Raw genomic sequence first — 26,895 nt, forward strand, 5'->3', positions numbered from 1 at the left:
ATGCATCGTATAGACACGAAAACCGCGCAGAAGGATAAGTTCGGCGCGGGTAAGAACGGTTTTACCCGTGGTAACCCCCAGACCGGAACGCCTGCCACCGATCTGGATGATGACTACTTTGACATGTTGCAGGAGGAGCTTTGCAGCGTGGTGGAGGCATCCGGTGCCAGCCTGGAGAAGGGGCGGCACGACCAGCTGCTTACCGCGCTTCGTGCGCTGCTGTTAAGCCGCAAGAATCCGTTTGGCGATATCAAATCGGACGGCACGGTGAAAACGGCTCTCGAAAACCTTGGTTTAGAAGAAACGATAAATCGTGCCGCCGATGCGTTACAAAAATCACAGAACGGTGCAGACATTCCTGACAAGCCGCGGTTTGTACAAAATATCGGTTTAAAAGAAACCCTCAATCCAACAAAACGCGTGAGTATCGGCAATATCGGAACCGGCGTTTTTGACGGCAGCACACCGTGTATAAATATCGGTGACAGTGACAGTGGATTTATCGGCAGCGCGGATGGCGTACTGGATATTTACTGTAACGCTGCCAAAGTGGGTTATATCGATGGCAACGGATTACACATGCTCACCGATATTCATTTCGATAATGCGCGCATGACCACTAATGGTGACATTTTTGGTTCAGTGTGGGGGAATAACTGGCTGAGTATCTGGATTACTAATCAGCTAAATACCCGTGGAACGATTGACTGGATCAATAGTGAACTGGCAGTTCGTGACAACAACATCAACACCCGCGCCACATGGGATTATGTTAACCAGACTTTCGCCCGTAAAAATACCGGCAGCATTCAGGACTGGGGCTGGATTCTGGACGACAGCACCGGATTTATAATGCAGTGGGGAACACTTGGTAACTCAAACGGAACCTACAATTTCCCGCGCGCTTTCCCTGTTGGTTGCTTTGCCGTTTTTGTAACCAATACCAACGCTCAGGGCACCCAGGTGGATAACGCATTCGGATACCCGGTGAGCAACAGTCAGTTTTTTGCCGCCACCAAGTCATCAGGAATGGCCAATCTGGTCAATAATTTTCCTGTAGCCTGGCTTGCACTTGGGAGATAAATATCAATGAGCGAATATTATTACAGCTTTAAAGAAAAAGGTTTTTTCTGGCAACCGGATACCGAATCCGATAATTCCCCTGACGATTTAATTCCCCTGACAGATGAGTATTATCGCGAGCTGATGCAGGGCCAGGTGGACGGAAAATATATTGAGCACAGGAAAGGAGGCCCGGTACTGGTTGAGCATCGCGAATATACACCTGAAGAGCTGGTTGCACAGGCTGAAGCCAGAAAAGCGGAACTTCTTGCTGAGGCTGAGTCAGTTATTGCGCCACTGGCGCGGGCGGTAAAACTGAAAATTGCCACAGATGAAGAGATTAAACGGCTGGAAGCATGGGAACTTTATAGCGTAATGGTAAACCGGGTGGATACAGCTAACCCAGACTGGCCGGAGAAACCAGCTCAGATATAAAAATATAGATATGTAGTAGAGACTGCTGCTATATGTTATATAGCAGCAATGGCTATTTTTTTGATGGTTGAGTGTATAATTTTAGCACTGGTAAATGACGGTTTAGCTCCGGAGTTAGTTCCTGGGGAAAATTATGGATACTATTGGTTCATATTAATCAGGAAGAGGCTCCGCATATTTTTTGGTTTTTCAGTGTTCAGGGAGTGTTTTGTATATATTTATTAGCAATGTTTTCTAGTATCAGTTGGAATTGCTGTGGAGTCGGCATAGCACACTCATTAAACAGTGGTGCAACTTCTGTCATAATGATCTTCTCCGCATAGATTTTAAAGGATGCCTGCTGATGTTGATTGATAAACATACGTGGATACTTACTGTTTGCTGATGAAATCAACGGAGTTATAAAAGGATTGGCCCCTGCGCCGCTTGGCGTAAAAACGTCATTTTTGGTTGTTCCGGGCAGACCTGCATTTTTCGCTGCTTCGCCAATTTCCTGAAGAAAAGGCGCTATGTTGATCCCTTTGCTGATGAGCAAATTACAACACTGATCTTTATTCTTGCTGTAAACTGCCGATAGTATAGCTTCACGGGTCTGGCTGGCGTATGCGGGGTCTTTACTCGCACTACCTCTAATATCTATATCATTGAGCGTTTGAAGCATAAAATCTTTAACGACTTTATTTGTCAACACTGCCCGGCCCTCAGATGCGCTTCCTCGGTGAAAGTGTGTTGCAGAAGACTCAGTGTTCTTATGCGAAATAAAACGTTCCGATAATTTTGACCTTAATTCGATGAAGTGATTTTTTACTGCGAGAATACTTTTTGCTAAAGAATTTTTCTCGGTTGATTTTTCTTTTAGTAGTGTGGTTTCCTGTTTTTGGATTCTAAAATTTTGGGGAGATAAAGTTATTTTTGTCACGGTAATGATCCTTTTATATGTACATAACTCATTTATATATAGATAGCAGGAATACTTTTATTTTTTATAGCAAATGCTATGTCCATCTGATTGATGAATTAGAAAAAATCGGCTGATTCAATTAATGCTACAAATAGTACTATTTTTATTTTCCAGAAACTTTCAAAAAAAGTCCTTTTCGCTCAGGAGGAGCCTTGCCGTTCTGGCATTGAAATGGAGTGTGAGCTGATCGTTGAGCGTACCAGAGCCGGGTTGGAAGTGGTGCGTTCAAAAGGTCGTATTGGTGGCAGGCGTCCAAAGCTCAATCACCGATAGCGATGGAACTACCGCCCAGTGTGTTATTAGTATTCACGCCGAAGGAAGATGTCTGTGGCAGGGTTAACTTCCCGTTCATCTCATCGCCAGTTTTCTGGACTGCGCCCGCAGCCAGATTTATCGTTTCGCCTAAACCAACCTTTCAAATATTTTTCTGAATCAGGTGATATTTCGCCTCTTCTCCTGTTTTTACAACAGGAGAAGCACTCATGATTTACGGGTATGTTCGTGTATCAACAAATCATCAGGATACAGAGTTGCAACGTCTTGCACTTGAGTCAGCTGGCTGTGAGCGAATTTATGAAGAATATGCCAGTGGCAGAACAGCTAATCGCCCTGTGTTAAAGGAATTAATTACGGTGATGAAAAGTGGAGATGAGTTGATTGTCTGGAAGTTAGATCGGATAGGGAGAAATGTGCTGCATGCGCTATTGATGTTTCAAAATCTGCACGAAAAAGGTGTTAATTTTCGGAGTATTACAGATGGCGTAGACCTGAAAACAGCAAGTGGTCGCTATAATTTCCGTAATATTCTTTCTGCTGCGCAGTATGAATCTGATTTGAATAGCGAGCGAACTTTAGCTGGTTTGGCTATTGCCAGATCCAAAGGCCGGATTGGTGGGCGTAGACCGAAGTTTAGCGACGAGCAGTGGCAACAGATGGGAGCGCTCATAGCGGCAGGGAAATCACGGCGTTATGTTGCACGTATCTATAACGTTGGGCTATCAACCCTATATAAACGATTTCCTGTTACTGGCATTCAAACGAAATAATTTAAAAGCAATTTAAAGAGTTATTTGTCTAATGTTGGAAGCCGCAGCCACGTCGTATGCAAGAACGTGCTGCGGCTGGCTGGCGAACTTTCGATAGTGCGAGTATTGAATGATTTCCAACTGTTATCGATTTTGCGTATTTTTTGCATGAGAGGATTTTTACCTCCTCCCACCGATCCTCCATGGCTTTACGCCAGTGTCTCTGGTCTGCTATGTGCCAGGAGCAGCCATTGCTAAGTCCATCCTGTATTGTGCAGGTCAGCTCGTTTTTAAAGAGTCCGGCCATCATCTTACTGGTACAGACACCATATACTTTGTGACGGTCAGGCTACATATGCACAACTCAACTTATTCATCTATTTTTTGCTTTAGCATGTCAGTGTTGCTTTCTCGTCGGCGGGTGAGCGGTGACCTGACCTGTCGATAAAGGAACGTAGCACGTTTTATGCAACACCCGCATGCGGCAGAAAATTATTGCCGAACGTTTACCCCTGTCAACAAGCTTTACTTTCTGAGGCGCGCCAGCCCGCGAGGAAAACAATCTGAACATCAAACAATTAATGACACAAGAAATACGATTAAAGATTTTTTTGTGCATGCCGATAGTGCTTTTTTAAAAGGAGAAATCTATGTCTGTCACAATTCAGGGAAATACCTCAACCGTTATTTCAAACAACTCCGCCCCGGAAGGAACATCAGAAATAGCCAAAATCACAAGACAAATTCAGGTGCTGACTGAAAAGCTTGGGAAAATCTCATCGGAAGAGGGGATGACGACACAGCAGAAAAAAGAAATGGCTGCATTGGTACAGAAGCAAATTGAAAGCCTCATGGCTCAACTGGAGCAGTTGTTAAGGCAGCAGGCAGAGAAAAAGAATGAAGACGCGACAGTTCAGCCTGATAAAAAAGAAGAGAAAAAAGACGATACAAATACCGCTGGCACCATTGATATTTACGTCTAAGTGACAGCCGTATTGTGGCCCTCATCGGGCCACTTTTCGCCATCAGCCTTTTCTTTAAAGACATATTATCTTTGTATCATTTCTGATAGTTAACATTACAAGATATAAGTAATGGACGCACTCCCAATTAGTCTATTTAAATCGCCACGAGTTTAACTGACAACCCATGATCAATTATGAATTGCAACTATTTCTGTAGTCACTTTTGTGGGGACAGTCCACAAAACTGCCAACTTCCGCTTCTTGCTCATAACAGACATAAACTTCAGTTATGGCATAAAGGTATGCATGCTGGGTGGGGAAAGTATGAAGGAAAAGAAGACTGCTGCGCCGTTTGTCGTCACGTTTATCTTCATTGGCTATGCAAGTCGTAATACAAGGTGTGACAAAACTGAGACACATAAGGCCTCGCAATGGCTTGCAAGGCTTTACATGTTTTGATGTGGTGGGACGTGTGAGCGCAGTGTTGATGGGGTAATGCTTTGAATTAGAAGTGGATTCTTATAATTCGTAATGCGAAGGTCGTAGGTTCGACTCCTATTATCGGCACCATATCAAGTTCCTCAAACGTCCGTATTCATCCATAAATACACTGATTAATAACGACTTTATTGCTTTTTTGTCCATCACCGTCCGTAACCATCCAGTAGAATCCGACACTGAAGGTGTATAGGATTGTGTATATGTTCCTGTTCGGTCTTGGATTCCTATCCACATGCCTTTAAACGATATGCAGATTCGCCGCGCTAAGCCTGAAACTAAAGCCTATACACTCGGAGATGGGCAAGGGTTGTCATTGCTAATTGAACCTAATGGAAGCAAGAGCTGGCGGTTCCGTTATCGTTTTGCCGGTAAGCCAAAAATGATCTCGCTGGGTGTGTATCCGACGATCACACTTGCAGATGCCAGTTCTCGTCGTGATGATGCCCGAAAACTTGTGGCAGAAGGAAAGAACTGTGATCCTACCCGCGTAATATGGGCACAACCCTAAGCGAGGTTCTGGTTTTCAAATTGTTCTGGACTGAGACCGCCACAGGCACTGTGACGACGCCACCGATTGTAATCACACTCACTATAATTAAACACTGCTGTCCGCATTATTTCCCGGCTGACAAAGTCCTCTCCGTGGATACATTCCACCCTCAGCGTATGGAAGAAGCTTTCCGCACAGGCATTGTCGTAACAACAACCTCTGGCGCTCATACTTCCCCCGCAGATTATGGCGTTTCAGTAAGCTCTGGTAATCCGTTGAACAGTACTGACCGCCTCTGTCTGTATGCACGATGACATTTTCCGGGCGCTTACGCCGCCACAACGCCATCTGTAGCGCATCGCAGGCCAGCTGTGCCGTCATCCGTGATGACATTGACCAGCCAATGACTGACCGCGACCACAGATCGATAACCACGGCCAGATAAAGCCAGCCTTCACCAGTGCGAAGATACGTGATGTCACCCACCCACTTCTGATTCGGGCCGCTGGTGTAAAAGTCCTGCTTCAGCAGATTCTCTGAGACTGGCAGACCATGTTTGCGGTAACTGACCGGACGGAACCGGCGCGAGGCTTTCGCCCGCAGCCCCTGCCGACGCAGGCTGGCCGCCACGGTTTTCACGTTGAACTGGTAACCCTGAGCACGAAGCTCATCCGTCAGGCGTGGCGCACCATAGCGTTGTTTTGCGTCACTGAATGCTTCCCGGAAGACGTTATCACAGACAAGGTGGAACCGCTGACGCCGGTTTATCTGATGACGACGCTGATGCCAGACGTACCGCTTACAGATGCAGGCTATCGCCAGCGAGCTAAGCGCCCGGTTAAATACCCCAGTTGAAGTCGGTGGTGTGGAAGCCAACATGGCTGTGGCTGGCGCGTTAACGACGCCTGGATGCGACGCTCCGCTGGCGATCCTCGATTTAGGCGCAGGATCCACCGATGCCGCCATTATCAATAACGATGGCGCAGTACGGCGTTGTCGCCGGGCAGGGTAATATCCGTGGTACTGAAGGCCCGCGCAATGCGGTGGCGACCGGGCTGGTTTTAGCCGGAGAAGCCAAAAAATAGTGCAGAAAATAGCCGCGAAAGCGTTTAGCTGCGGGGTAAGTCAAAGAAAGGCGATGTTCTCTTTGATATCCCGGCGGAGTTGGGTACATAGTATCAAGGTGTCTCTCACGTGGTTAATTTTAAGGATAAGAGCATGCCAACAGCAATTGAAAAAGCCTTGGATTTTATTGGTGGTATGAATACTTCGGCGTCAGTGCCCCATTCAATGGATGAAAGCACCGCTAAGGGAATTCTAAAGTATTTGCATGACTTAGGTGTGCCAGCGAGTCCGGAAGTTGTGATGGCACGGGGTGAGCAGGAGGGATGGAATCCTGAGTTCACGAAAAAAGTGGCCGGATGGGCAGAAAAAGTCGCCTCCGGTAACCGCATCCTTATCAAAAACCCAGAGTATTTTTCGACCTATATGCAGGAGCAGCTCAAAGAACTCGTGTGAGCTGACTATCGAATAAAACGCTAACGGACGTTTCCATCTAAGGATGGCGGCGTCCAGAAGGGGTTGCCAGTGACAGTTTTGGACTGCCGATTCATTTCTTTTCGTCAAATTAATGTCTATATATTTATTGAATAAATATATAGTTCATAACTTACTACGTTGCCATTACCGCGTCATTCTTAGATGATCTACATTTCATAAAACACTTGATTCCATTTTGTCTCTATTAAGAAAAATAAAATGTGAACGCTGTCAATTCTGCAAACGTAAAAGATAAATATTGTATACACGGATGTTTGTTGGCAAACAGGCAGATGGCAATCAGGATCTTTTACGGAACATTGTGTATGAAAAATAATATTGAAGAGACAATAGGTAAGTACTTGCCTATTTTAATGATATTACCTCTGGCGGGTTTGGCAGAGTTAGCTTCTTTATATTCAATCCAGGCTTTATTACCAAAGTTAAGTGAGGTTTATAATATCCCATTGAATCAGGTAGGGATGATTTTGTCTGCTGAGGTGGGGTTTCTGGCATTAGCCATGTTATTTAGCGGCACGTTATCTGACCGTTTTGGGCGAAAGCCAATCATTTTTTATTCGTTGCTGGCAGGAGGTATTTTAACTCTACTGTGCGCAACAGCATCATCATGGCCGATGCTGGTGGTATACCGCGCTTTGCTCGGCATTGCAGTAAGTGGTATTACGGCGGCCGTTACAGTCTATATCAGTGAAGAAGTCTCTCCTGCTTTGGCAGGGATTGTTACTGGATATTTTATTTTTGGCAATTCGCTAGGGAGTATGTCTGGTCGTGTGTTTGCAACTTTGATGATGGAGCATGTATCTATAGATACGATTTTCTTTATCTTCGGTGGTGTTCTGATTGCTATGGCACTCGCGGTGAAGTTGTTTCTCCCGACATCCCGACAGTTTGTTCCTACACCTTCACTACAGCTTGGTGCAGTGTTGAAAGGCGGGTTGGAACATTTTAAGAATATCCGCGTATCATTATGTTTTGTCATTGGATTTATTCTTTTCGGCTCTTTTACGTCCATCTTTAATTTTCTGGCGTTTTACCTGCATCGACCGCCTTATGAGCTGAGCTACACCTGGATAGGTTTGATTCCAGTTAGCTTCTCATTAACTTTTTTTCTTGCGCCATATGCTGCCCGTGTCGCGTTGAATATTGGGTCGATGAATGCGCTCAGTTTGCTGATCATCTGTATGATGGTCGGTGCATTTCTTACGCTAATCGCCCCTTCTCTGTGGGTTTTCATTTCAGGTATCGTTTTACTGTCAGTCGCATTTTTCTCTGCTCATTCCACCGTATTAGCCTGGGTCAGTTCACGGAGTCCAAACGCAAAAGGACAGGCGACATCGTTTTATCTGCTTTGCTACTACGCTGGCGGTGCAGTAATGGGGTATTTAAACGGGTATCTTTTCTCCTGGCAGGGATGGAATGCTATTGCGGTATCATGTTTGATGATGCTGGGGATAGGATTATTTATCTGCCGGTTTATTTTCGCAAAATATGAGAAAAAACCGCAAATCAAAACACAGTCAGTTCAGGAGAGTTTCTGATTATAGACACGAAGTGTGTTTTTATACTTTCCATAATGGAATCATCATTTTTTCATTAATGTGTCACTATAGCTAAAAGCTTAAATTGTGAATATTTGGCTACCCGGATATTCGTTGCTCCAGGAATATATATGTCTGCTAAAACGCTGTATGAAAAATTAGTTGAGTCACATACCATTTGTGAACTTGATAACGAAGGACATGTTTTACTTTATATTGATCGTTCAATACTGAATGAATATACCAGCCCGCAGGCATTTAGCGGGTTAAGAGAACGCGGCCGCACCGTTCGGCACCCCGACACGTTTTTATTGAATATTGACCATGTTAATCCCACGCGGTCGCAACGGGATGACTTAATGACCGATCCGGGAGGACAGCTACAGGTTGATTACTTTCGGGAAAATGCCGCTGACTTTGGCATCACATTATTTGATGTGCTGGATCCGCGTCAGGGGATTGAACACGTGGTTGCTCATGAACAAGGGCTAGTGATGCCTGGCATGGTGATCGCCGCCGGGGATAGTCACACGACAACCTACGGTGCATTTGGCGCGCTGGGCTTTGGTATCGGGACGTCGGAAATTGAACATCTGCTGGCCACGCAGACGCTGGTTTACCGCAAGCTCAAAACCATGCGCGTAAGTGTTCAGGGAGAGCTACCTTTCGCCTGTTCCGCAAAAGATATTGTTCTTGAATTGCTTGAACGTATTGGCGCTGATGGCGCGACCGGATATGCCATTGAATTTGTGGGTGAGGCCATCAGCGCGTTGAGCGTTGAAGGACGAATGACGCTCTGCAACATGGCGGTAGAAGCGGGGGCGCGTGGTGCCATTATTGCGCCGGATAAAAAGGTTTTTGACTATATCTACGGTAAACCGCAAATGCCTGTAGGTGAACTCTGGCAGCAGGCATTGCTGGAATGGTCACAGTTGAGCAGCGATGCTGATGCGGTATTTGATAAGACGGTGGCGATCAACTGCCATGATCTTGAGCCTAAAGTCACCTGGGGAATCAGTCCGGATCAAACAGGTTCCATCACCGGACGTGTCCCTTTCCCGGAACAGGAAACCAATCCGCTTAAGCGCCTGGCGCTTGAGAAGGCCCTTCATTACATGGGATTAACGGCTGGCATGTTGCTGAAAGATATTCGTATCTCTCACGCTTTTATTGGTTCATGCACAAATGGTCGCATTGAGGATTTGCGTGCCGTTGCGAAGGTGCTTGAAGGGCGCAAAATCGCCAGCCATGTTCGCGGGATCATTGTGCCTGGTTCAACAATGGTAAGACGCCAGGCGGAAGAAGAAGGACTGGCGAAAATCTTTATTGCTGCCGGTTTTGAATGGCGGCAGTCGGGTTGCTCAATGTGCCTTGCGATGAATGAAGATGTGTTGTCGCCCGGCGATCGCTGTGCATCAGGTACGAACCGTAATTTCCCTGGACGACAGGGCGCTGGAGCAAGAACGCATTTGATGAGCCCGGCGATGGTTGCGGCGGCGGCGGTAGCGGGGCATCTGGTCGATGTTCGGTCATTACTTCAGGCAGGGGAATAAGATGGATACGTTTAAGCAAATCAGCGGGCGAATTGCGCCGATGCTGGAACCGAATATCGACACTGATGTGATTATGCCAAAACAGTTCCTGAAAGGGATCGATCGCCAGGGGCTGGATAAAGGGGTGTTTTTCGATCGTCGCTTTATGGCTGGCGGCCAACCAAATCCTGATTTTATTCTGAACATGCCGGGCTGGCAGAGCGCGACATTCCTGCTGGTTGGCCCCAATTTTGGCTGTGGATCGAGTCGTGAACACGCCGTATGGGGATTAAAACAACTGGGAATACGGGGGCTGATAGGTAGCACATTTGCAGGCATTTTCGATGATAACTGCCAACGCAACGGGATCCTCACGGTCTCATTAGATGAACCTGCTTTGGCGCGCCTGGCGCAGCTTGCCGCGAGTGCTGATACCAATTCTATCACTGTTTCACTCGATCGCTGCGAAATTACGACGGCAGAGGAAACGATCTCCTTTGTGATCAGTGAACTCAAACGGGCGATGCTGGCCGCAGGCGAAGATGCGATAGCCTGGACATTGCAATACTTACCGGAGATTGAAAATTTTGAGGTTGCGCATTATTCACGGCGGCCGTGGTTAAAACGCCCTGCATCCCCGCGCGGCTAAGGAAGAAGACTGCAATGAAACTGGTTCAATATCTTGTGAACGGTGGCAAACGCTACGGCATTATGCAGGAAACCGGAATAATTGATCTCTCGCAGCGGCTTGGCGACAAATATCCCACTTTGAAATCTCTACTGTGCGCTAATGCGCTGACGGATGCGGCGTTATGGTGTGATGAGCCGGCGGATTATTACTACCAGGAAGTCACTTTTCTGCCGGTGATTGACGATCCGCAGAAGATCATCTGTGTCGGAATGAATTACGCCGATAAGCGTATTGAGTTTAATGAAACCAACCCGGCCCCAACCCTTTTTGTCCGCTTTGCGGATTCTCAGACCGGGCATAATGGCATGCTGCTGAAGCCTGAAAATACCAATGAGTTCGACTACGAAGGTGAATTAGCCGTAGTGATTGGGCGGCGATGCTCCCGGGTCAGCGCTGAGGATGCTTTAGATTATGTCGCCGGATACAGCTGCTATATGGATGGTTCAGTGAGGGACTGGCAGCATAGCTGGTTTACGGCTGGAAAAAACTGGCCTTCGACAGGATCATTCGGTCCGTGTCTGGTGACCACAGACGACATTCCCGATCCCCAGATGCTACGTTTACTGACACGACTAAACGGGCGGGAGGTGCAGAACGAATCTACGGCAAATATGATCCATCCTATCGCTTCACTCATTGCTTATATAAGCACATTTACTCTGCTTTCCCCTGGCGACACGATCCTCACAGGGTCGCCTGGTGGAGTGGGCAAAAAACGCGTTCCACCGCTGTTTTTACACGATGGTGATGTTATTGAAGTTGAGATTGAACATATTGGAACCCTGCGCAATGTCGTCCGGGATAGCCGTTATTTAACATCCTCTGTTAGCTGGCATGACGGGAGAAAGTGATGAGTACACTGATTGAATGCGGCGCCTCTCCGTTTATTCCGGGGTTTGCGCTCAAGGATGTTCGTCTGGAAAATGGTCTGACGGTAAGAGTGGCTATCGGAGGCAGCGGTTCACCTTTGGTACTGCTACATGGGCATCCGCAGAATCATACAACATGGCGGAAAGTCGCACCGACATTGGCGCAAAATCATACAGTCATTTTGCCGGATTTGCGTGGCTATGGCGACAGCGATAAACCAACGAGCGATCCGGCGCACCGTACCTATTCAAAGCGCACCATGGCGCAGGATATCGTCATGTTAATGGACGCGCTCGGCTTTTCCCGTTTTGCCTTCGTAGGGCATGATCGTGGCGGACGCGTAGGACACAGGCTCGCGCTGGATTATCCGGATCGTGTGACCTGTTGTACTTTTATCGACATTGCTCCAACCGCGACGATGTACGCCTTGACCGATAAATCCTTTGCTACGCGTTACTTTTGGTGGTTTTTCCTGATTCAACCTTTCCCGTTACCCGAAACGATGATTGCGCACGATCCGGCATTTTTTCTGCGTAAGCATATTTCTGGCCAGCTAAAAATAGAGGGCGCGACCTCGCAGGAAGCATTCAATGAATACCTGCGCTGTTACCAGAACCCTGAGATGATCCACGCGATCTGTGAGGACTACCGGGCTGCTGCGACGATTGATTTGGACGATGATGCCGCAGATACGTCGGCGCGTATCCGGTGTCCGTTACAGTTGCTGTGGGGAGGACTGGGAACGGTAGGGCAACTATATGATGTGGTTGGTACCTGGAAAGAAAAGGCGCTAAACGTTCAGGGGGAAGCATTGCCTTGCGGACACTCCCCGCAGGAAGAGTGTCCTGAGTACTTTATCCAGAAACTTCAGTCCTTTTTACATTCAGTGTTATAACTCGGTCATCCTTTGCAACTTCGCACTGATGCTATGAAAACGACACCTGTAGGAAAAAAACATCGCCAGCCCCTTGAGGGCTGGCCTTCTGTTGAAGATCTTTTCGTTTTTGTCACCGTTGCTCGCAACGGTGGATTTGCCCGGGCAGCGCTGGAGCTGGGGTTATCTCCCTCCTATATCAGCAAACGTATCGCTATCCTTGAAAAATGTCTCAACGCCCGGCTTTTTTTTCGAAATAACAGAGTGATGCGTCTCACACCGGAAGGCGAAAATGCGCTGGGTGGGGCTATGCAGGTCGTCAGTGAAATGGATGGTTTTGTAAGTCGTTTGGATAATCAACGTGGTGTGTTGGCTGGTAATATCACCATCAACTGCTCATTTGGTTTTGGGCATAAATATGTCGCAGAGGCGCTGTCGTCATTTATGATCGCCTATCCTGATATTACGGTAAAACTCACGCTAACGGATCGTGAAGTGGATCTGGTGGAAGAGGGGATCGATATTGAAATTCGCGTTGGGGATGATATCAACGAATTGTATATCGCACGGCAGTTAGCCACTAATCGACGGATCCTGTGTGCTTCCCCTGAATACCTCGAACGCCACGGCAAGCCAGAGTCTGTTAGTGCGCTTGTGCAGCACGATTGCCTAATGATTCAGGAAAAAAACTCGGCATTTGGCAATTGGATATTAACGGACGGTAAGCAGCAGACACATTGCCGACTAAACGGTTTTCATTCTTCCAACAGCGGCAGTGTGGTGCTTATTTGGGCCCTGAAAGGCCATGGCATTACATTGCGGTCGGAATGGGATGTTGCGCAGTATATTGAACGAGGTGAGCTGGTTCGCGTGTTGCCTCAGTGGTATCAGGAAGCGAATATCTGGGCTGTATATACCCGGCGTTCATCAAGTTCTGAACGTATCAAAATCTGCATCGATTTCCTCACGGAGCATCTTGCACAATGCTTTCCAGGCGGTAAAGCACCGGGCGTACTGTGATCAGTCGGCGCCAACTGTCGTGGCGCCAGATGCTCTGACTTACGTTTACTGTTAGGTGTTCTTTTTGCCAGCACCCAGTAGCTTTTAGGGCGTTGCGTTGGTGGCGCGGTTTTGTTTCCGCTATCGTGGCGAAGTTATCTTTTATCCCCCCACGCGGCCCAACCTCCACATAGATACCTCCATTATTACCGGATTTCTCACCTGGTTTTAACGTCATATTTTATCTCCTGATTTTTGGGTGACGATTATCGGAGGTTGAGAATTCTATTGGTATCGGCTGGATGGCATTGTAAGTATCACACACTCACTCCATAACAATCAGATTGATTGAGCGACTACTTTAGCTCAATAGATATGTGTTCATCTTAAGCGTATTATCGCAGGTTGGCAATTAAAATCCTTTTAAAAAACAATACCATACATCAATTCAATATGCTGATTTTTCGAGGTTTTCTCAAATTTAGTTATGCTTATGTAATGCTACCTAACTGACTAAAAGTAATGCTCTTTTCACACAAAAGCCTTAACAGAGGAAACGCAATATTACGTGACTTAATGCCTCTGCTCATTCTCATTAGTTATACCAATGTAATGTTTTCTCACAGCAAAAGAGAAGCAGCTACCTGTGCAGCATTATAGGCGGAAAATCCATTGGGGGTATTACCAAAGATGAAATAGAAAATTAATATTATTAATTAAATGAATATGAAACAGGTATTGTTCCTGTTATCGTTACAACCTTTTCTGTCATAACAATCTTCTCATTTTCTTTCTCGCATACTTGCTGAGCATGGTATAAATGTCTATGAGGACGTCAGCTCGGAAAGCATTCGTTCTGCATGGTATGCCTTTCGCTATTCTCAGGGGCGTGAAATGAAAGTTTTCTTTGATGGAGTCTATATAAGCATATGAAATTGATAATAATTCTCCTTCTCGCGCTATTCCCGTTATGTTCATCTGCCAGCAATCATTATGCCCTTGTTTTTGAAAATAACACGATACTGCTTGTTTTAAATCTTAAATGTTCTCCCTGTGATTTAAACTGCGCAAATATTCAATATCAGCTTTTCAATAAAGAGACGGAGTCTGTTATTTCAGGGGCTGCTAAGCCTGTGACAACGGGCATCGAAAATAATTTTCGCGGTTATATGATGCGTAATAATAATACGTTCTACACATTAATTGAATCAGATAATGAAAAAGTATGGGATATGTCTGTTGAGGAGAAGGGAACTCAACAGAACAAAGATGCCGTGCAAAAAGTAAAATATCAGCTTAATGCTATTTTTGACAATGGTACATGCTGAATTCTGGCCTGTCTCAGGGATACGATCGTATCCCTGAATATTTCCCATCAAAACTCAGCAATAAAATCACTCTTACTAATATATTTTTCCAGTATGGCGGTATATTGTCGCCAGTTCCCGGAATCATTGATTACTGCATAATTTATCGATGCTCCCGGCGTTGGCGAGCGTGTTAGCGGCACATCACGTGCTGTTTTCGGCGCAACCATGATATCGCCGATACTTTTCTTGTCGTCCGTCGTTAGTGTTAAACTCATATACCACGAGGTGGGGTTAACTATCCGTATAGTATTCTCTTTAGCAATAAAGCGTAATTTTTTCTCCTCCGCTTCCGTGGGCGCTTTTAGCCCAGTCGGGCGAATTAAAATTTTTAGCCTCAAACGAAGCGGTAACACCAGTTTTCGCGGGTGGTTTTTAATGTCCTGGGTGACTGGCGGTATCTGATAAATGTTTAGCCAGAAGAGACTCTCCCGGTCCGTTGCCAGCTGCTGGCGGGAACTCAGGAGCAGGCGAAGCGTTCTCAGTTCTCCTGGCTGCATTTTAAATACCGGCGGCAGCGCCACCAGCGGCGTTTTGCTGTTATCCGGAGAGGCGTCAATGTTTCCGGCGTCGGTCCATACCTGTAACAGCATCGGCGTTGTATTATCGTTGGATAATGTCAACGATTGAGCGACCTCATCTGAAGCAAAAATAATTCGGGTTCTGTCAATATTAACGGCGGCTTGTGCCGGGCCATACCATCCCGTCAACCCAAGTAACGTTAATATGACTTTACTGAAAACTAACCACTGCCTGTAATTGCGCATTCACGCTTCCTGCCGTTACTGTTTGTCCGCCGATCGCCTCAAGCGAGGCAGTAAAATCACCGCTGTAGGTTTCTACTGAACCGGATGATACCCGTGTGGTTAAATCTTTATAGCCATACCAGCCTCGGGCGTTGCCAGTGCCTGTCTTGATCCGATCGGGTAACAGGTTAATCGGCGTACCGGCATCGTTATAGATGCGGATACCCACTCCGGAAGCTACGCCAGGTTCGCCATAATGGGTGTCCAGTAGCCACGACAGACCGCCTGCGGATGTGGTTAGCCCCAGGCGACGCGCCGCCGCCACGGCGGTGGGTTGATTAACGACAAACCCCATTGCGACATTAGCGGCGCTGGTGGACGGGAGGGCACTGGACACGGCGCCGGACTCACATTCCAGGCTGACGTGGAAAGGCGCCTGGCTATTGCCTCCGGCGGCTAATATGCCGACGGCGACAGGGGGAATTTTCACGATCGCAGGATAATCTGTGATTTTACATAACGCGCCGCGAACATAGGTGACGCTATTATATGTACTCCATGCCCCGGGCCAATAGCTGGGCCAGCCATAATAATCGCTGGCATGATCCAGTCCCGCTTTGATCCGCTCGGTAATCAAGCCTGGGCCTTTAAACGCGATATAACCCCGAGGCTGCGTCCAGGTATCTCGGTCCATTGGATTCTGGTAGGCAAAATATTTTCTTGAGTCAATTTTAAACATCTCATATAGCACGTTGCTAAACGCGCTGGCAGGAATATAAATATATTTGTCATCCTGAAACCAACTGTCTGCGGTAAGTTGGCGTTCTTTCCAGAAACGGCTGTAATATTCGCCGGTACTGAGGTTTGTCATACGGACAGCAACATTACGCTCCACATCATAATAGGCGCCTTCTACTTCGGGAGTAAAAAATGCCCCCGCAAAAGCGCTATCGCCATTTGTCGAATACATCTCATAGAGCTTCCCGGCATCGGCGGTATCGCAGCGGTAAAGTACCTGTTTACTGGAATAGGGCGTTTCGGTGGCGGCCGTCAGGAAGTTACCGATCCCACTGGCCAATAGTGTGCCGGAGGGTTGAAATGTTTCACTATTACTGATGCTAATCACCGTTGGCAAACCGATATTACCGGTATTTGTGTCAGTTGCGCCGATCCAGTTTTGCGCCGTGTAGCCCGCTTTTATCGCCGCGTCAGAGAGCGCGCTCTTATCGGTGACTTTGATACATGAAGACCATGTTCCGGCGCTGACGAACAGGCTGGTGATAAACAATAGCGTTCGGAAACTAAAAAGCATTGTGCTATTCCTTCTCGCAGATTTTGTTCAGATAGAGAAACGGTTCTTTGGTGTGAAGATCGAGTTGGTAGGCAACCCGGCAACGCTGGTTTGCCCCTGTTCCCCAGCGCACCAGTAGAGAACCCGACGGATGGGCGATACGGGCATAAATCTGCCCACTCTGGCCGACCATGCCGATGTTTGTGCCTTCACCGTTGAAAACATCAGCGCCCATTGGCGGTATGCCGCCATCCGGCATCTTCACGGAGATCAGCACTGCTTTGCCGCTGATAGTGGCGAAATTGACACGCGCGATGGCGCCGGCATACGGCACAATCTGCTGACTTCCTCCCGTCAGTTCGGCATCGCTGCGCATCTTACGGGTGTCGAGCGTAACGTTATTGACGCGGTAAGGAGATAACGAAGGCAGAATGGCGTAACCAAAGCGATCAACCACAGCGCCCTGGCCATTTTGTACGATCGCGCCCTGCGCGCCATCGGCATGAATAAGCGCAAAGGTATCGCTGGTATAGGGGCCAGCCGTCAGACCGCCAGGGTGGAGTACCAGGGTGCCGGACGCGCCCAGTCCTTCCTGACGATAGTTATCACCCTGGTCATAGTTGGCGCGAAGTGCGCCAAACCGGGTGTTTTGTTGTAGATTACCGCCAAACGTCGTTGGCGCGCTGCTATCGCTATTACTATTGCGATAACGCTCGTAGCCGCCATAAACCGACCATGACAGGTCGCTGTTTTCACCGCTACTGCCGGTCATGGATACGGTTGAGGAACGGCTTTGACTGGACTGGTTATAATTCATGGCGACAGACGTTCTGTTTTCGCCCCAATCCAGCGGTATAGAGACATTAAACGACATTGTGGTTTCGGTATATTTTTGTCGGCTACTCACGTCCAGTGGTTCGTTAACGCCGTGATAAAAGCGATCGTAATCCCAGGTGGTGCGCTGTCGTGCGATATTCACCCCGTAGCTTATATTCCGCCACTGGTTGCTATACCCCATTTGTAGCTGTGTTATACGCGATTGGTTATTGTAGTAGTCTGCGGTGCTGGCGCTGAGGTTAAGCGTGCCAAGCCGTCCTAACGGCTGGCTTACCGTCGCGGACAGGCGATTGCGCTGATGCAGCGTGTCGGAGTAGTAATCAATCCCCGTTTTTGCTTCCCGGCGTACGCCGAGCACGTCCTGAAGATCGCGAAAGCCGTTGGTTGAATAACGATAAGCCGCCAGTACCAGGTTAGTGCCGGTGGTAAACGTTTTGCTGTAACTGAGTTCCGCGCGCCAGCCTTGCTGGCGATCGTTATGCTCTGCGCGCGCATTCGACCAGGTGGCGTTAAGGCCGAACGCGCCCATACCGGTGGCCCAGACGCCGCCCGCCAGCCATGCCTGGTAACGCTGCGCAATTCGTGAACCGAGGTTGAGAGTAATGGTGTTATTAACGCCGTGCTGGAACGTTCCCTCAAAGAAACGATTTTCAATATCGTAGTACTGACGAACCCTGCCGAAGGCCAGCGAATAGTGCCAGTTACCGGGACGTACCGAATCCGGCACGGAAGAATAAGGCACGGTGAAACGTGAGGTTTTACCGCTGGCCTCGATAACCTCTACCTCCAGATCGCCTTGATAACGGGTGTTGTACAGATCGTCAATATAAAATGGGCCCGGCGGAACGTTGGTTTCATAAATCACTTTCCCCAGTTGTTTTACTACCACGTGCGCGCTACTGGCCGCTACGCCCCGAACTTCCGGCGCATAACCGCGTTTGCCCTGCGGGCGCATCCGCTCGTCGGTGACTAGTTTAGCTCCGTTAAAAGACAGACTGCCGAATAAGCTGGAGTCCGTATAGCTATCGCCCAGCGACAGGATACTGTTAATAGACGCGACAGGTCTTTGCACCCAGGTTCGAACGCTATTATAGCGCCAGGCGCTTCCGCTCTGGTTGCTATTGGCATAGCGCAGATTACTTTGATGACGGACCTGCCAAAGTCCGAGGTTAACGCCCATGTTTAAACCGCTCCATAAGTATTGGTAGCGATAATGGCTGTCGGTATTTTCGGTGTGGGTCCAGTTTGTGTTATGGCGTAAAAACAGCGCCAGCGCGCCGCTATCCCACTCTGAAGGGGAGATATAACCGCGCGGTTTGTGCGTAAGTTCGGTCATTGGAATCGTCAGCAACAGGCGAAGCGTGGCGCTATCAAACTGCCAACCGGCATGAGGCACCCACTCCCTGAGCGGGCGACACTCGGTCGCAGCGTCGGTCGCAGCGTCGGTCGCGGGGAGTGATTTTATCTGTGCCGCTTTCATCACCGATAAGGGCAGGCAGGGTTCAGCTTGTTGACCCTCTTTTACAGCATTAAATCGAATATTAGTGCTCGAGGCTACCAGCGTGCCATTAACGTAAACGTCGGCAAGATAGTCTCCGGAAGGCGTTTGCTGTTCATTAAAACGGGCAATATTTTGTCCGTAAGTGGCCCCCTGAAGTAGCGCAGGATCAAAATAATACTCTTCACCCTGCGCGGAGCCTGAGCAAACTATGGCGATCAATAGCGCAAGGCTTTTGCGGTTCAAATTAATGGTGGGGGACATCGTAGCTCTCGCTTATCCTTGCGCCCAGGTCGTTAACCAAAGTAACGGTGACTGTACCGGAGAAGGATTTGAGTGACCGTTTGCCCGGCAGCCACCAGGTTTGACTGGAGAAAGGGGCAATCATGTCAGCATCCAGGTTATACGAAGCGCCGTTCACTTTTACATTCAGGTTACTTAAAGAGGCAAACCAGGGCTGCGGATTAACAATAACAATACCGCTTTTTCCGGAACCCTTATTTACCGTTTTAATCTGTAGTTTTTTCGCCAGATTATCAGGTTTACCTAGCCCGTCAGGACGATAGAAAAGTTTTATTCTTGAGCGCAGCATCACCAACATTTTATTTTGCCCGCTGTCGCTGCCAATATTCGTTGGTGGTACCTGTAATACGTTAAACCAGAATACTGATTCACGATCCTGCGGCAATTTTTTTGTGTTGTTATAAATTACGCGTACCACCTGGCCTGCTTTGGGTTGAATACGAAATACTGGCGGCGTGGCAATAAACGGCATCGCGCTGCTATTTTCCGGGCTGGTATTCATATCGCCATCATCAAACCAGGTTTGTACGATATAAGGTATTGCATCATTATTTTTTAACTGCACATCTACGGAGGAGGCTGTTGATGGGTAAATTATTCGGCTACCCAAAATAGTAACGCTCGCCCACGATGCTGTGGCGGGTAGGGCCAGGAATAGAAAAACTATTAAGTAATATAATGCGGAATGTCGGGTATCCATTTTCATCTCAACAACTCCCTGGCGATTGAAAATGGTCTGGCGTTTCAACGCCAGACCGTAGCGACAATTATTTATACGAAACGGCGTATTGAAGGGTGGCAGCGACTGTCCCAGCCTCTGCTTTCCCGGTAGAGTAATACCGCGCGGTATAAGTCGCGCTCGCTTCAGAAGCATTTGGTTCCAGCTGTAGGTCGCCGTCGCCAGTAAAGCCGCCGGTCAGATTGATTGGCTCCCCTGAAGTGTCGAGTAATTGGACTTCAACATTTTTCGCGCTGCCAGTATTACCCAGGTTACCGTTACTGGTGACCTGATTACCGACAAAGACAGTGGAAATTTTTGTTGTTTTGTCCTTAGAGCCGGTACACCCGGACAGCCCAATATCAAACGTTATTGGCCCCGCAGTTTTCCCTTGTTCTGATAAATCTTTAGTACTTACTGTTGGCAATAACACGACGGGTTTAGCCTGATTACCATTAATCACGACAGAGCATGTTTCATCAGAGACTTCCCCTTGAAAGGTGATGGTGTTATCAGAAACAGCCATCGCGCTGCTGGAGACAAGAAGCGAGCCTGTGATCATTGCTAAATATTTTTTCATAGACATATGATAATGTTCCTGTATTAATCTTTACTTTTTCAGGACGAGTGCAATTCGCCCGAATGTTTCGTGCTTATGGAGGAGTGGTAAAAATAACGATCATTAACTCTATTTTTGGATGTGAGCTATACCCTCCTGACTATTGATAATGCGATATAAAACAAACAGACTTATTTCTCTTATCATGAAATAGAGCGATAAGCGCTTTCGTCCATACATCTCATTAGTACAACTGATAGTGTTATCATTTGATTGAGTGTAATCCGGTAACAATTCTCTCCGCGTCTGAATAGATAGACTATGTTGCAATACAAACCTGCTCATTTTTGCTATGTAAAATCCGCATCAGTTAAACCTCCCGATGGATAATACGATGGTGAGATTAAGGTAAATTTTCTGAAATGTGCTTCTGAAACAGTATAATTAGTCTTACTTTTTTCTTACTTTTGGCCTTTCAGAAGTTTCCTGAGTTTGCGTTAAGGTAAAGAAAAGTGTTCAGATTTACCTATAACTGTTTGATTTGTAATGTGCAGGTAATACTTGTGTCAATTATTGTTTACTATAAGTGAGACTTATAAGTTAAACTCAGGTTAATTAGGGGGCTGAATTCTTTTTTGAGCATGATAATATGTCGTCTGAATGATGGATGCAGTTACCTTTAGGATTGTCATGAATGAAAGCATATTTTTACTTGATAAGCGTGTTGTATTTGATAGTACGAAGATGACCTTATCGCATGGTAATGAGATAATCAGAATATCAGAAGCTGAGACCCATCTGCTTCTTGCTTTTTGGCATGGTCTTTACAAAAAAGAAGATATTATTCATTTTGTTTGGGAAAATCGTGGAGGCTGCGTCTCAGAATCAAGTTACTATAAACTCATTAATCAAATGAGAAATGAGTTTAGTAGCATCGGTCTACAGCCATCTGATATCGTAACTCGCCCTCGGGTGGGGGTATCGCTGTCTGTTGCCATTGAACCTATAAAAAAAATCACCTCCCTAAAGGTGAGTGATGAAAACGTTAAAGGCTCCCCGACTCGGGAGAACATATTTTACAAAATTAAACGTCACAGCGTATTTGTGGTATTAACAGGAGCCATTCTTCTGGCATTGCTCTATGGTGTATTTACTATATATAAAGCGCCTGTTCGTAACAGCCCTGATAGTTTTTTTACATATCTTGGCGAATATAACGATTATGCAATCTATAAAACAAAAGAGGATAAGGTCACATTAAGTGAAGTAGTTTTTGCTTTTAACTCTCTGAAAATTAAAATTTACCGGCAAAATGGACGCCATCTTTATTATATCAGGGAGCCTAATATGAATATTTTTCTGCAATGCTTAAATCCTGTTGAAATGGCGGTGCCAAAATGTATTACAGTAAAAGAACGTTACTGATTATATTTGTAATATTTATCGCCATTGTCGCAATCGGATCGGTAATAGCGCTTGAGTGGGTAAATCGTGACTCTTATAGAACCAATAATCTTATATGCACGACAAAATCAGAAGCGTATATTGAACCACGAAAATTGTACATGGATGGTGGGCTTGTGCTGGATCTTAAATCCGGCAGGATTACCCTGCACTACGATGTTACTACCGATACGAAAGAGAAACGGCTTTTTTTTCGTGATATCTGCATCAGCAAACTGCGCAGAACGGGTATGAAAACATTTACTTTTAAAGTCAATTCAGTTAAGACTTTTGAGTCTGATACTGCTGGCGATTTGTTTTCCTGGTTGAGACTGTTACAGCCTGGTACGATTAATGAGTTAAAGATGGTCAAAATTGGGAAAAATACCTACATGTTTTCGCTTAATCGACATTTGTATAATGTGTGTACCACCAGTAGTAACGTTGAGTTGTAGCCAATAATCCCTGTATTGATGGGAATTCGTTCCGTGATGGTTATGCCTCATCAGGCAGCGAACCTGGCATCTGGCTAACATATTGAATTTAGATATCTGCTATCGCTTATTTTAACGATAGTATCCTGCACCTGTTGGGTATTGATATTTTCTTGTCTATTTTCGGCACAGGGAGTGCCATCTTGCTATCATTAAGAACGTATAACCTATCTCTCAATATTGCTTTTCTATATTAATGTTACTTTAGTTATCCTATAAAAGCGTACAGTGGCAAAAGGAAGGCCGGTAAGAGGGCAATGATTTGAAAGTAAGAAAGCTATTTCTGATGTTGTTTATTGCCGTTCCACTGATCGTAATGATATTGGTGGGGTTACTCGCGGGTATCTTCCAGCTAAAACGAGATATCGCCGTCAGCGCCAATACGCTGCTGCGGTTTAGCGCGGATATATCTGCCGCCTCCTGGCAAGTCGCCGGAAAAGCCGCCAGACTGGCTGAGAGTTCCTGTACTGATACGCTGAAAGAACTGTCCAGAACGCGGGCCTTCACTCCTTATGTCCGTGACATTGGGTTTCTGGAAAATGGTGATATCACTTGCTCCTTTGTCACAGGAACCGAACGCTATCATTTTTCCCGGCTGGCAGGGCTTTCTTTACCTGCTTCTTATCCGGAACGGTGGTTGCGATCTATCGGTAGTATGGCCGAAGGACCCGATCGCCTTGTTGTGGTTTATGTGAAAAAAGTAGCAGCGAATAAAGCGGCCTTCGTCATTGTGGATTCGCAGTATGTCCAGGAGCTCATGGAGATATTGGCAGCAGAGAGAGCATCAGCCTTTAGCCTGACATTCGGCGCAGGGGAGGCGATTACCAGCGCTGCGACGTTGCGCGGTAAGGCGTTTTTAACGCAGCGGTTCGCCTCAACCGATCACACTATCCAGCTGATGGTGCGAACCCCCTTCTCAACGTTATCGGCATACTGGTTACAAAACCTTTTTATTTTTGTTCCGCTGTCATTGTGTCTTTCTGTAGGGATGATGTTGTTCTACAGGCGCTGGTATTTAAAACGTTTATCTCTGGCCCGGGAGATTGCCAGGGGAATAACGCACAATGAGTTTACGGTACATTATCAACCTGTTTTTAATGTTAAACACGGTAGTTGCGGTGGCGTGGAGGCGCTAATGCGCTGGCCGCAACCGGATGGCCGTTTTATAACCCCGGATATTTTTATTACCGCCGCAGAAAATGAAGGCATGATTATTCCACTCTCTCGTCATCTGTTCGAACTGATTGCTCATGACGTGATAAACTGGACTGTACCGGATGATTTCTATATCAGCGTAAATATATCGCCTGCGCATCTTATGGATGACGGTTTTATACAAGATATAGAGGCGCTCAGGACTCGTTTGGGAACGATAACGCTTATGTTGGAGCTCACCGAACGTAGCCTGATTGTAGAACCTTCACAGGTCGCGGAAAAACTTTCAACGCTCCGTGAAAAAGGCGTGTTAATAGCGATTGATGATTTTGGGACCGGCTATTGCTCACTCTCCTATCTCCAACAATTACCTGTAGACTATCTTAAAATAGACAGAACGTTTATCGATACCATTGATACCAGCAGCGATGATGTTCCTGTCCTGGATACTATCATTACGCTGAGTCAGCGACTGGGACTCAATGTGGTTGCCGAAGGGGTCAGTACCCAGCACCAATTGCGTTACATCTTAAGCCACGGGGTAGGATTCGTTCAGGGATTTCTTTATGCCAGGCCGATGGGGGCTAATGACTTTATGAGCTGGCTTGGCAAGTCGGCCCAGAGGCAAAATGGTTTGCTCAAGGGGGAAAACGAATCTGCGAGTGGCCTGGTGGCTGAATAATACAGGAGCTCGCTACGGAAAAAAATTCAATAGCGCGATATATCCTGGTAATATGTTTATGCCGTGAAGAAACGTGATAGCACTGGGGCGGATATTTTTATGAGTCAGAACAATTATCTGATTGACAAAAGAGTTATTCTTGATTGTGAACGAATGACGCTTTCCTGCGCCGGAGAGTCGATAACGATATCTGAATCGGAACGCAGTTTGCTTATCGCTTTTCATGAAGGCCTTTTTAAAAAAGATGATTTAATTAACTATGTCTGGGGGCGCAAAGGTGTCGTGGTCTCTGATGCCAGTTATTATAAACTGATTAACCAGCTACGAGGATCATTTGATAAAATTGGTCTTAAGGGGGCGTCTGTTGTGACTCGTCCTCGCGTGGGTGTTTTACTCTCAGTTTCCATTGAACCGTTGAGTGATGAGGCGCAAAATACGCCGTTGCCTTCTGTTGCTGAAACAGAAGTATCGACGGTTGAAGTGCGGCACGATGACACTATTATTACCCCAATACCGGGCGCTGTGAATAGAAAAGATTGGCTCTACTTTTGCCTGGCCGCGCTTCTGATGTTTTTTATGATGTATAAAGTTAAGGGTGAAAATATTGATTACTTTACCCTCCAGGGTTCGTATGATGGATACACTTTTTATAGTGTCGGGCATGATAAAACCCATCTGACGGATATCGTTGAAGCGTACTCTGAGATGAGTAATGAAATACATAAACAAAACGGAAAAATCATTTATTACATTCGCGTTCCTAATACAAATATTTTTGTCCAGTGTCTTAACCAACTTGATATAGCGGAGCCGAAATGCATTTCCATAAAAGAACGTTATTAAGCGTTGCGACGCTTGGAATGTTGGCTGTTTCAGTCGTACTGATGGTAGTTTGGGTACGAAACAGTAACCATAGTTCTATTAATACTAATGAATTTTTATGTACGACAAGAACGGTAACGACGATACAACCTAAAGATATCCATGCCGATGGCAGTCTTGTTCTTGATTTTAAGATGAAGAGAATTACGCTTCAATATGAAATAAAAACAAAAGATAACGGTGTAAAAATATTATACCGGGACGTGTATATGAAAAATTTACATCGAACAGCGCCTGGTGTTTATACGTTCGAAGTATCCCAGGTAAAAGTCTTTGCCACGGACACGGCTGGCGATCTGTTATCATATTTACGGGTTCTGCATCCGGAAGCGGCTAATGAGATTCGAATATCTAAAGTGGGTGAGAAAACCTTTTTTTATTCTCTTAATCGGCAGCTTTATAACGTTTGTACCGCGCAGTAGATCTGAATGTTGTCTGAATGCGTCAGACAGCGAGTTGCGAAATTGCCCTCCGCAAGGGTAAAGGTTAACTCAATAATCAATTAAAATACATATAAAACAATTAGTTATGAATTTTTAACTCTTCAAGGAGGTGACTGATACTCGCTGATAACCTCTCGCTGTCCGCCTGACGGATGTGATGCCAGGATCGGGTCTGAAGCAACTATGAATCCGCCATTAATAAAAAAGTAAGAACTCTGTAAGACTGATTTCATATCCATTATCGAATATATCAGGTTATATTACCTCCGCAGTTGGCATGACTGGTAATAAGCGCATTAGGTGCTCTTAATCTAAATGCTATTTGTGTGCCATAAGTTCCGGTACCGCCTTAATTATATATCAAAAATGGAGTGGTTTTAATGAAAAGACGGTCTTCGTTCCTTGTTTTTTTAGGTTTATTATTAGCGTCACCTTTAGCTTTGGCTAACGATCAGCACACCGTATCGTTTGGTTATGCACAAACTCATCTCAGTTCATTGAAAAATAGCGATAGCAAAGATCTGCGAGGCTTTAATTTTAAATATCGTTACGAGTTCAATGAGACCTGGGGGATGTTAGGCTCATTCACCGCGACGCGCAATGAAATGGAGAATTACACCTGGAAAGAGGGGAAATTGCATAAAAATGGTTCCGATTCTGTGGACTATGGTTCTTTGATGTTTGGACCAACATATCGTTTTAATGACTATGTGAGCCTGTACGGCAATGCGGGTATAGCGACGATGAAATTTAATAAACACTCAAAAGAAGACTCCTTTGCCTACGGCGCTGGCGTAATATTTAATCCAGTTAAGAGTATATCTATCGATGCATCATGGGAAGCCAGTCGTTTCTTCGCTGTGGATACCAATACATTTGGTGTCAGCGTAGGTTATCGCTTCTGATATTAAAAGTATAAGCGTTACGTTTATGGCAAGGAATTAAAAATAATATGGCGCTGCTACAGAATAGGG

26 protein-coding genes and 7 pseudogenes are annotated in these 26,895 nt (G+C 46.2%); 24 read left to right on the forward strand and 9 right to left on the reverse strand.

The features are described 5' to 3' along the window. From ABVN44_RS04050 to ABVN44_RS04060, 3 genes and pseudogenes are all read left to right on the forward strand, one after another. A pseudogene (locus tag ABVN44_RS04050) lies at positions 1–390 on the forward strand (hypothetical protein); the annotation flags it as partial. Positions 391–852: 462 nt separating this feature from the next. Then, the gene (locus tag ABVN44_RS04055; RefSeq protein ID WP_227004537.1) at positions 853–1,083 is read left to right on the forward strand and encodes a hypothetical protein; all 231 of its coding nucleotides are present in this window, start codon (positions 853–855) and stop codon (positions 1,081–1,083) included. Positions 1,084–1,089: 6 nt separating this feature from the next. Beyond that, positions 1,090–1,497, forward strand: coding sequence for a tail fiber assembly protein (locus ABVN44_RS04060; RefSeq protein WP_000006335.1), 408 nt, complete (start codon positions 1,090–1,092; stop codon positions 1,495–1,497). A gap of 196 nt (positions 1,498–1,693) precedes the next feature. Here ABVN44_RS04060 and sopE read toward each other — a convergent pair whose 3' ends face one another. Next, a complete protein-coding gene (sopE, locus tag ABVN44_RS04065; protein WP_000161707.1) occupies positions 1,694–2,416 on the reverse strand; it encodes an SPI-1 type III secretion system guanine nucleotide exchange factor SopE in 723 nt (240 codons plus the stop codon). A 210-nt stretch (positions 2,417–2,626) separates the two neighbouring features. Here sopE and ABVN44_RS04070 point away from each other — a divergent pair. Then, a pseudogene (locus ABVN44_RS04070) lies at positions 2,627–2,719 on the forward strand (DNA-invertase); the annotation flags it as partial. Position 2,720: 1 nt separating this feature from the next. Here ABVN44_RS04070 and ABVN44_RS04075 read toward each other — a convergent pair. Further along, positions 2,721–2,852, reverse strand: a pseudogene (locus ABVN44_RS04075) (phage tail protein); the annotation flags it as partial. An 88-nt stretch (positions 2,853–2,940) separates the two neighbouring features. On the opposite strand from ABVN44_RS04075, the gene ABVN44_RS04080 reads away from it, so the two are divergent. The 4 genes and pseudogenes from ABVN44_RS04080 to ABVN44_RS04095 all read left to right on the forward strand — a co-directional run. Further along, positions 2,941–3,504: a recombinase family protein gene (locus ABVN44_RS04080; RefSeq protein WP_000639149.1), complete on the forward strand. Its 564-nt coding sequence runs from the start codon at positions 2,941–2,943 to the stop codon at positions 3,502–3,504. Between the two features lie 175 nt (positions 3,505–3,679). Further along, positions 3,680–3,931, forward strand: a complete 252-nt coding sequence (locus ABVN44_RS04085; protein ID WP_071587521.1) for a hypothetical protein — start codon at positions 3,680–3,682, stop codon at positions 3,929–3,931. A gap of 202 nt (positions 3,932–4,133) precedes the next feature. After that, the gene (locus ABVN44_RS04090; protein WP_032214357.1) at positions 4,134–4,466 is read left to right on the forward strand and encodes a FlxA-like family protein; all 333 of its coding nucleotides are present in this window, start codon (positions 4,134–4,136) and stop codon (positions 4,464–4,466) included. Positions 4,467–5,181: 715 nt separating this feature from the next. Further along, positions 5,182–5,436 (forward strand): annotated as a pseudogene (locus ABVN44_RS04095) (Arm DNA-binding domain-containing protein); the annotation flags it as partial. A gap of 17 nt (positions 5,437–5,453) precedes the next feature. On the opposite strand, the pseudogene ABVN44_RS04100 reads toward ABVN44_RS04095, so the two are convergent. Continuing rightward, positions 5,454–6,234: pseudogene (locus tag ABVN44_RS04100) on the reverse strand (IS3 family transposase); the annotation flags it as partial. A gap of 1 nt (position 6,235) precedes the next feature. Here ABVN44_RS04100 and ABVN44_RS04105 point away from each other — a divergent pair. The 9 genes and pseudogenes from ABVN44_RS04105 to ABVN44_RS04145 all read left to right on the forward strand — a co-directional run. After that, positions 6,236–6,448 (forward strand): annotated as a pseudogene (locus ABVN44_RS04105) (diol dehydratase reactivase ATPase-like domain-containing protein); the annotation flags it as partial. Beyond that, positions 6,417–6,524, forward strand: coding sequence for a diol dehydratase reactivase ATPase-like domain-containing protein (locus ABVN44_RS04110; RefSeq protein WP_021294037.1), 108 nt, complete (start codon positions 6,417–6,419; stop codon positions 6,522–6,524). The pseudogene ABVN44_RS04105 and the gene ABVN44_RS04110, both read left to right, overlap by 32 nt. 109 nt (positions 6,525–6,633) lie before the next feature. Next, the gene (locus tag ABVN44_RS04115) at positions 6,634–6,957 is read left to right on the forward strand and encodes a DUF1889 family protein (protein ID WP_001573898.1); all 324 of its coding nucleotides are present in this window, start codon (positions 6,634–6,636) and stop codon (positions 6,955–6,957) included. Positions 6,958–7,298: 341 nt separating this feature from the next. Continuing rightward, positions 7,299–8,537: an MFS transporter gene (locus ABVN44_RS04120; RefSeq protein ID WP_077248364.1), complete on the forward strand. Its 1,239-nt coding sequence runs from the start codon at positions 7,299–7,301 to the stop codon at positions 8,535–8,537. Positions 8,538–8,668: 131 nt separating this feature from the next. Then, positions 8,669–10,090, forward strand: coding sequence for a 3-isopropylmalate dehydratase large subunit (gene leuC, locus ABVN44_RS04125; RefSeq protein WP_393954241.1), 1,422 nt, complete (start codon positions 8,669–8,671; stop codon positions 10,088–10,090). A gap of 1 nt (position 10,091) precedes the next feature. Beyond that, positions 10,092–10,718: a 3-isopropylmalate dehydratase small subunit gene (gene leuD, locus ABVN44_RS04130; protein ID WP_000379342.1), complete on the forward strand. Its 627-nt coding sequence runs from the start codon at positions 10,092–10,094 to the stop codon at positions 10,716–10,718. A 14-nt stretch (positions 10,719–10,732) separates the two neighbouring features. Beyond that, complete coding sequence (locus ABVN44_RS04135) at positions 10,733–11,611, forward strand: fumarylacetoacetate hydrolase family protein (protein WP_000780212.1); 879 nt, start codon at positions 10,733–10,735, stop codon at positions 11,609–11,611. Then, complete coding sequence (locus ABVN44_RS04140) at positions 11,611–12,525, forward strand: alpha/beta fold hydrolase (RefSeq protein ID WP_000105592.1); 915 nt, start codon at positions 11,611–11,613, stop codon at positions 12,523–12,525. Before ABVN44_RS04135 ends, ABVN44_RS04140 begins: the two co-directional genes overlap by 1 nt. A gap of 33 nt (positions 12,526–12,558) precedes the next feature. Next, the gene (locus tag ABVN44_RS04145) at positions 12,559–13,524 is read left to right on the forward strand and encodes a LysR family transcriptional regulator (protein WP_023231379.1); all 966 of its coding nucleotides are present in this window, start codon (positions 12,559–12,561) and stop codon (positions 13,522–13,524) included. Here the strand turns inward: ABVN44_RS04145 and ABVN44_RS04150 are convergent. Next, positions 13,469–13,741 carry a hypothetical protein gene (locus ABVN44_RS04150; protein ID WP_023231380.1) on the reverse strand — a complete coding sequence of 91 codons (273 nt, stop codon included), beginning with the start codon at positions 13,739–13,741 and terminating at the stop codon, positions 13,469–13,471. The genes ABVN44_RS04145 and ABVN44_RS04150 overlap by 56 nt on opposite strands. Before the next feature lie 691 nt (positions 13,742–14,432). Here ABVN44_RS04150 and ABVN44_RS04155 point away from each other — a divergent pair. Continuing rightward, positions 14,433–14,831: a hypothetical protein gene (locus tag ABVN44_RS04155; RefSeq protein ID WP_023231381.1), complete on the forward strand. Its 399-nt coding sequence runs from the start codon at positions 14,433–14,435 to the stop codon at positions 14,829–14,831. A gap of 47 nt (positions 14,832–14,878) precedes the next feature. Here the strand turns inward: ABVN44_RS04155 and stbE are convergent, their stop codons facing one another. The 5 genes from stbE to ABVN44_RS04180 form a co-directional block, all read right to left on the reverse strand. Beyond that, positions 14,879–15,637, reverse strand: a complete 759-nt coding sequence (stbE, locus tag ABVN44_RS04160) for a fimbrial biogenesis chaperone StbE (protein WP_023231382.1) — start codon at positions 15,635–15,637, stop codon at positions 14,879–14,881. Next, the gene (stbD, locus tag ABVN44_RS04165) at positions 15,603–16,928 is read right to left on the reverse strand and encodes a fimbrial usher protein StbD (protein ID WP_023221527.1); all 1,326 of its coding nucleotides are present in this window, start codon (positions 16,926–16,928) and stop codon (positions 15,603–15,605) included. Before stbD ends, stbE begins: the two co-directional genes overlap by 35 nt. Positions 16,929–16,932: 4 nt before the next feature. Next, positions 16,933–19,506: a fimbrial outer membrane usher protein gene (locus ABVN44_RS04170; RefSeq protein WP_023231383.1), complete on the reverse strand. Its 2,574-nt coding sequence runs from the start codon at positions 19,504–19,506 to the stop codon at positions 16,933–16,935. After that, on the reverse strand, positions 19,490–20,251 hold the full coding sequence (stbB, locus tag ABVN44_RS04175; protein ID WP_000781485.1) for a fimbrial biogenesis chaperone StbB: 762 nt from the start codon (positions 20,249–20,251) through the stop codon (positions 19,490–19,492). Before stbB ends, ABVN44_RS04170 begins: the two co-directional genes overlap by 17 nt. A 61-nt stretch (positions 20,252–20,312) precedes the next feature. Then, positions 20,313–20,849: a fimbrial protein gene (locus ABVN44_RS04180; RefSeq protein WP_000062033.1), complete on the reverse strand. Its 537-nt coding sequence runs from the start codon at positions 20,847–20,849 to the stop codon at positions 20,313–20,315. Positions 20,850–21,512: 663 nt separating this feature from the next. Here ABVN44_RS04180 and ABVN44_RS04185 point away from each other — a divergent pair. The 6 genes and pseudogenes from ABVN44_RS04185 to ABVN44_RS04210 all read left to right on the forward strand — a co-directional run bounded on the left by ABVN44_RS04185 (position 21,513) and on the right by ABVN44_RS04210 (position 26,826). Continuing rightward, positions 21,513–22,247, forward strand: coding sequence for a hypothetical protein (locus ABVN44_RS04185; RefSeq protein ID WP_159314414.1), 735 nt, complete (start codon positions 21,513–21,515; stop codon positions 22,245–22,247). After that, positions 22,220–22,520: pseudogene (locus ABVN44_RS04190) on the forward strand (hypothetical protein). Before ABVN44_RS04185 ends, ABVN44_RS04190 begins: the two are co-directional and overlap by 28 nt. Positions 22,521–23,021: 501 nt before the next feature. Then, positions 23,022–24,596 carry an EAL domain-containing protein gene (locus tag ABVN44_RS04195; protein WP_072103694.1) on the forward strand — a complete coding sequence of 525 codons (1,575 nt, stop codon included), beginning with the start codon at positions 23,022–23,024 and terminating at the stop codon, positions 24,594–24,596. Positions 24,597–24,695: 99 nt separating this feature from the next. Continuing rightward, positions 24,696–25,439, forward strand: a complete 744-nt coding sequence (locus tag ABVN44_RS04200; RefSeq protein WP_023231385.1) for a transcriptional regulator — start codon at positions 24,696–24,698, stop codon at positions 25,437–25,439. Beyond that, positions 25,412–25,900 carry a hypothetical protein gene (locus tag ABVN44_RS04205; RefSeq protein ID WP_000545419.1) on the forward strand — a complete coding sequence of 163 codons (489 nt, stop codon included), beginning with the start codon at positions 25,412–25,414 and terminating at the stop codon, positions 25,898–25,900. The genes ABVN44_RS04200 and ABVN44_RS04205 overlap by 28 nt, the downstream gene beginning before the upstream one ends. Before the next feature lie 401 nt (positions 25,901–26,301). Beyond that, the gene (locus tag ABVN44_RS04210; protein ID WP_000830237.1) at positions 26,302–26,826 is read left to right on the forward strand and encodes an Ail/Lom family outer membrane beta-barrel protein; all 525 of its coding nucleotides are present in this window, start codon (positions 26,302–26,304) and stop codon (positions 26,824–26,826) included. The last annotated feature ends 69 nt before the right edge of the window (positions 26,827–26,895 follow it).

The sequence above is a fragment of the Salmonella sp. SJTUF15570 genome (assembly GCF_043357055.1).
Lineage (GTDB): Bacteria > Pseudomonadota > Gammaproteobacteria > Enterobacterales > Enterobacteriaceae > Salmonella > Salmonella enterica.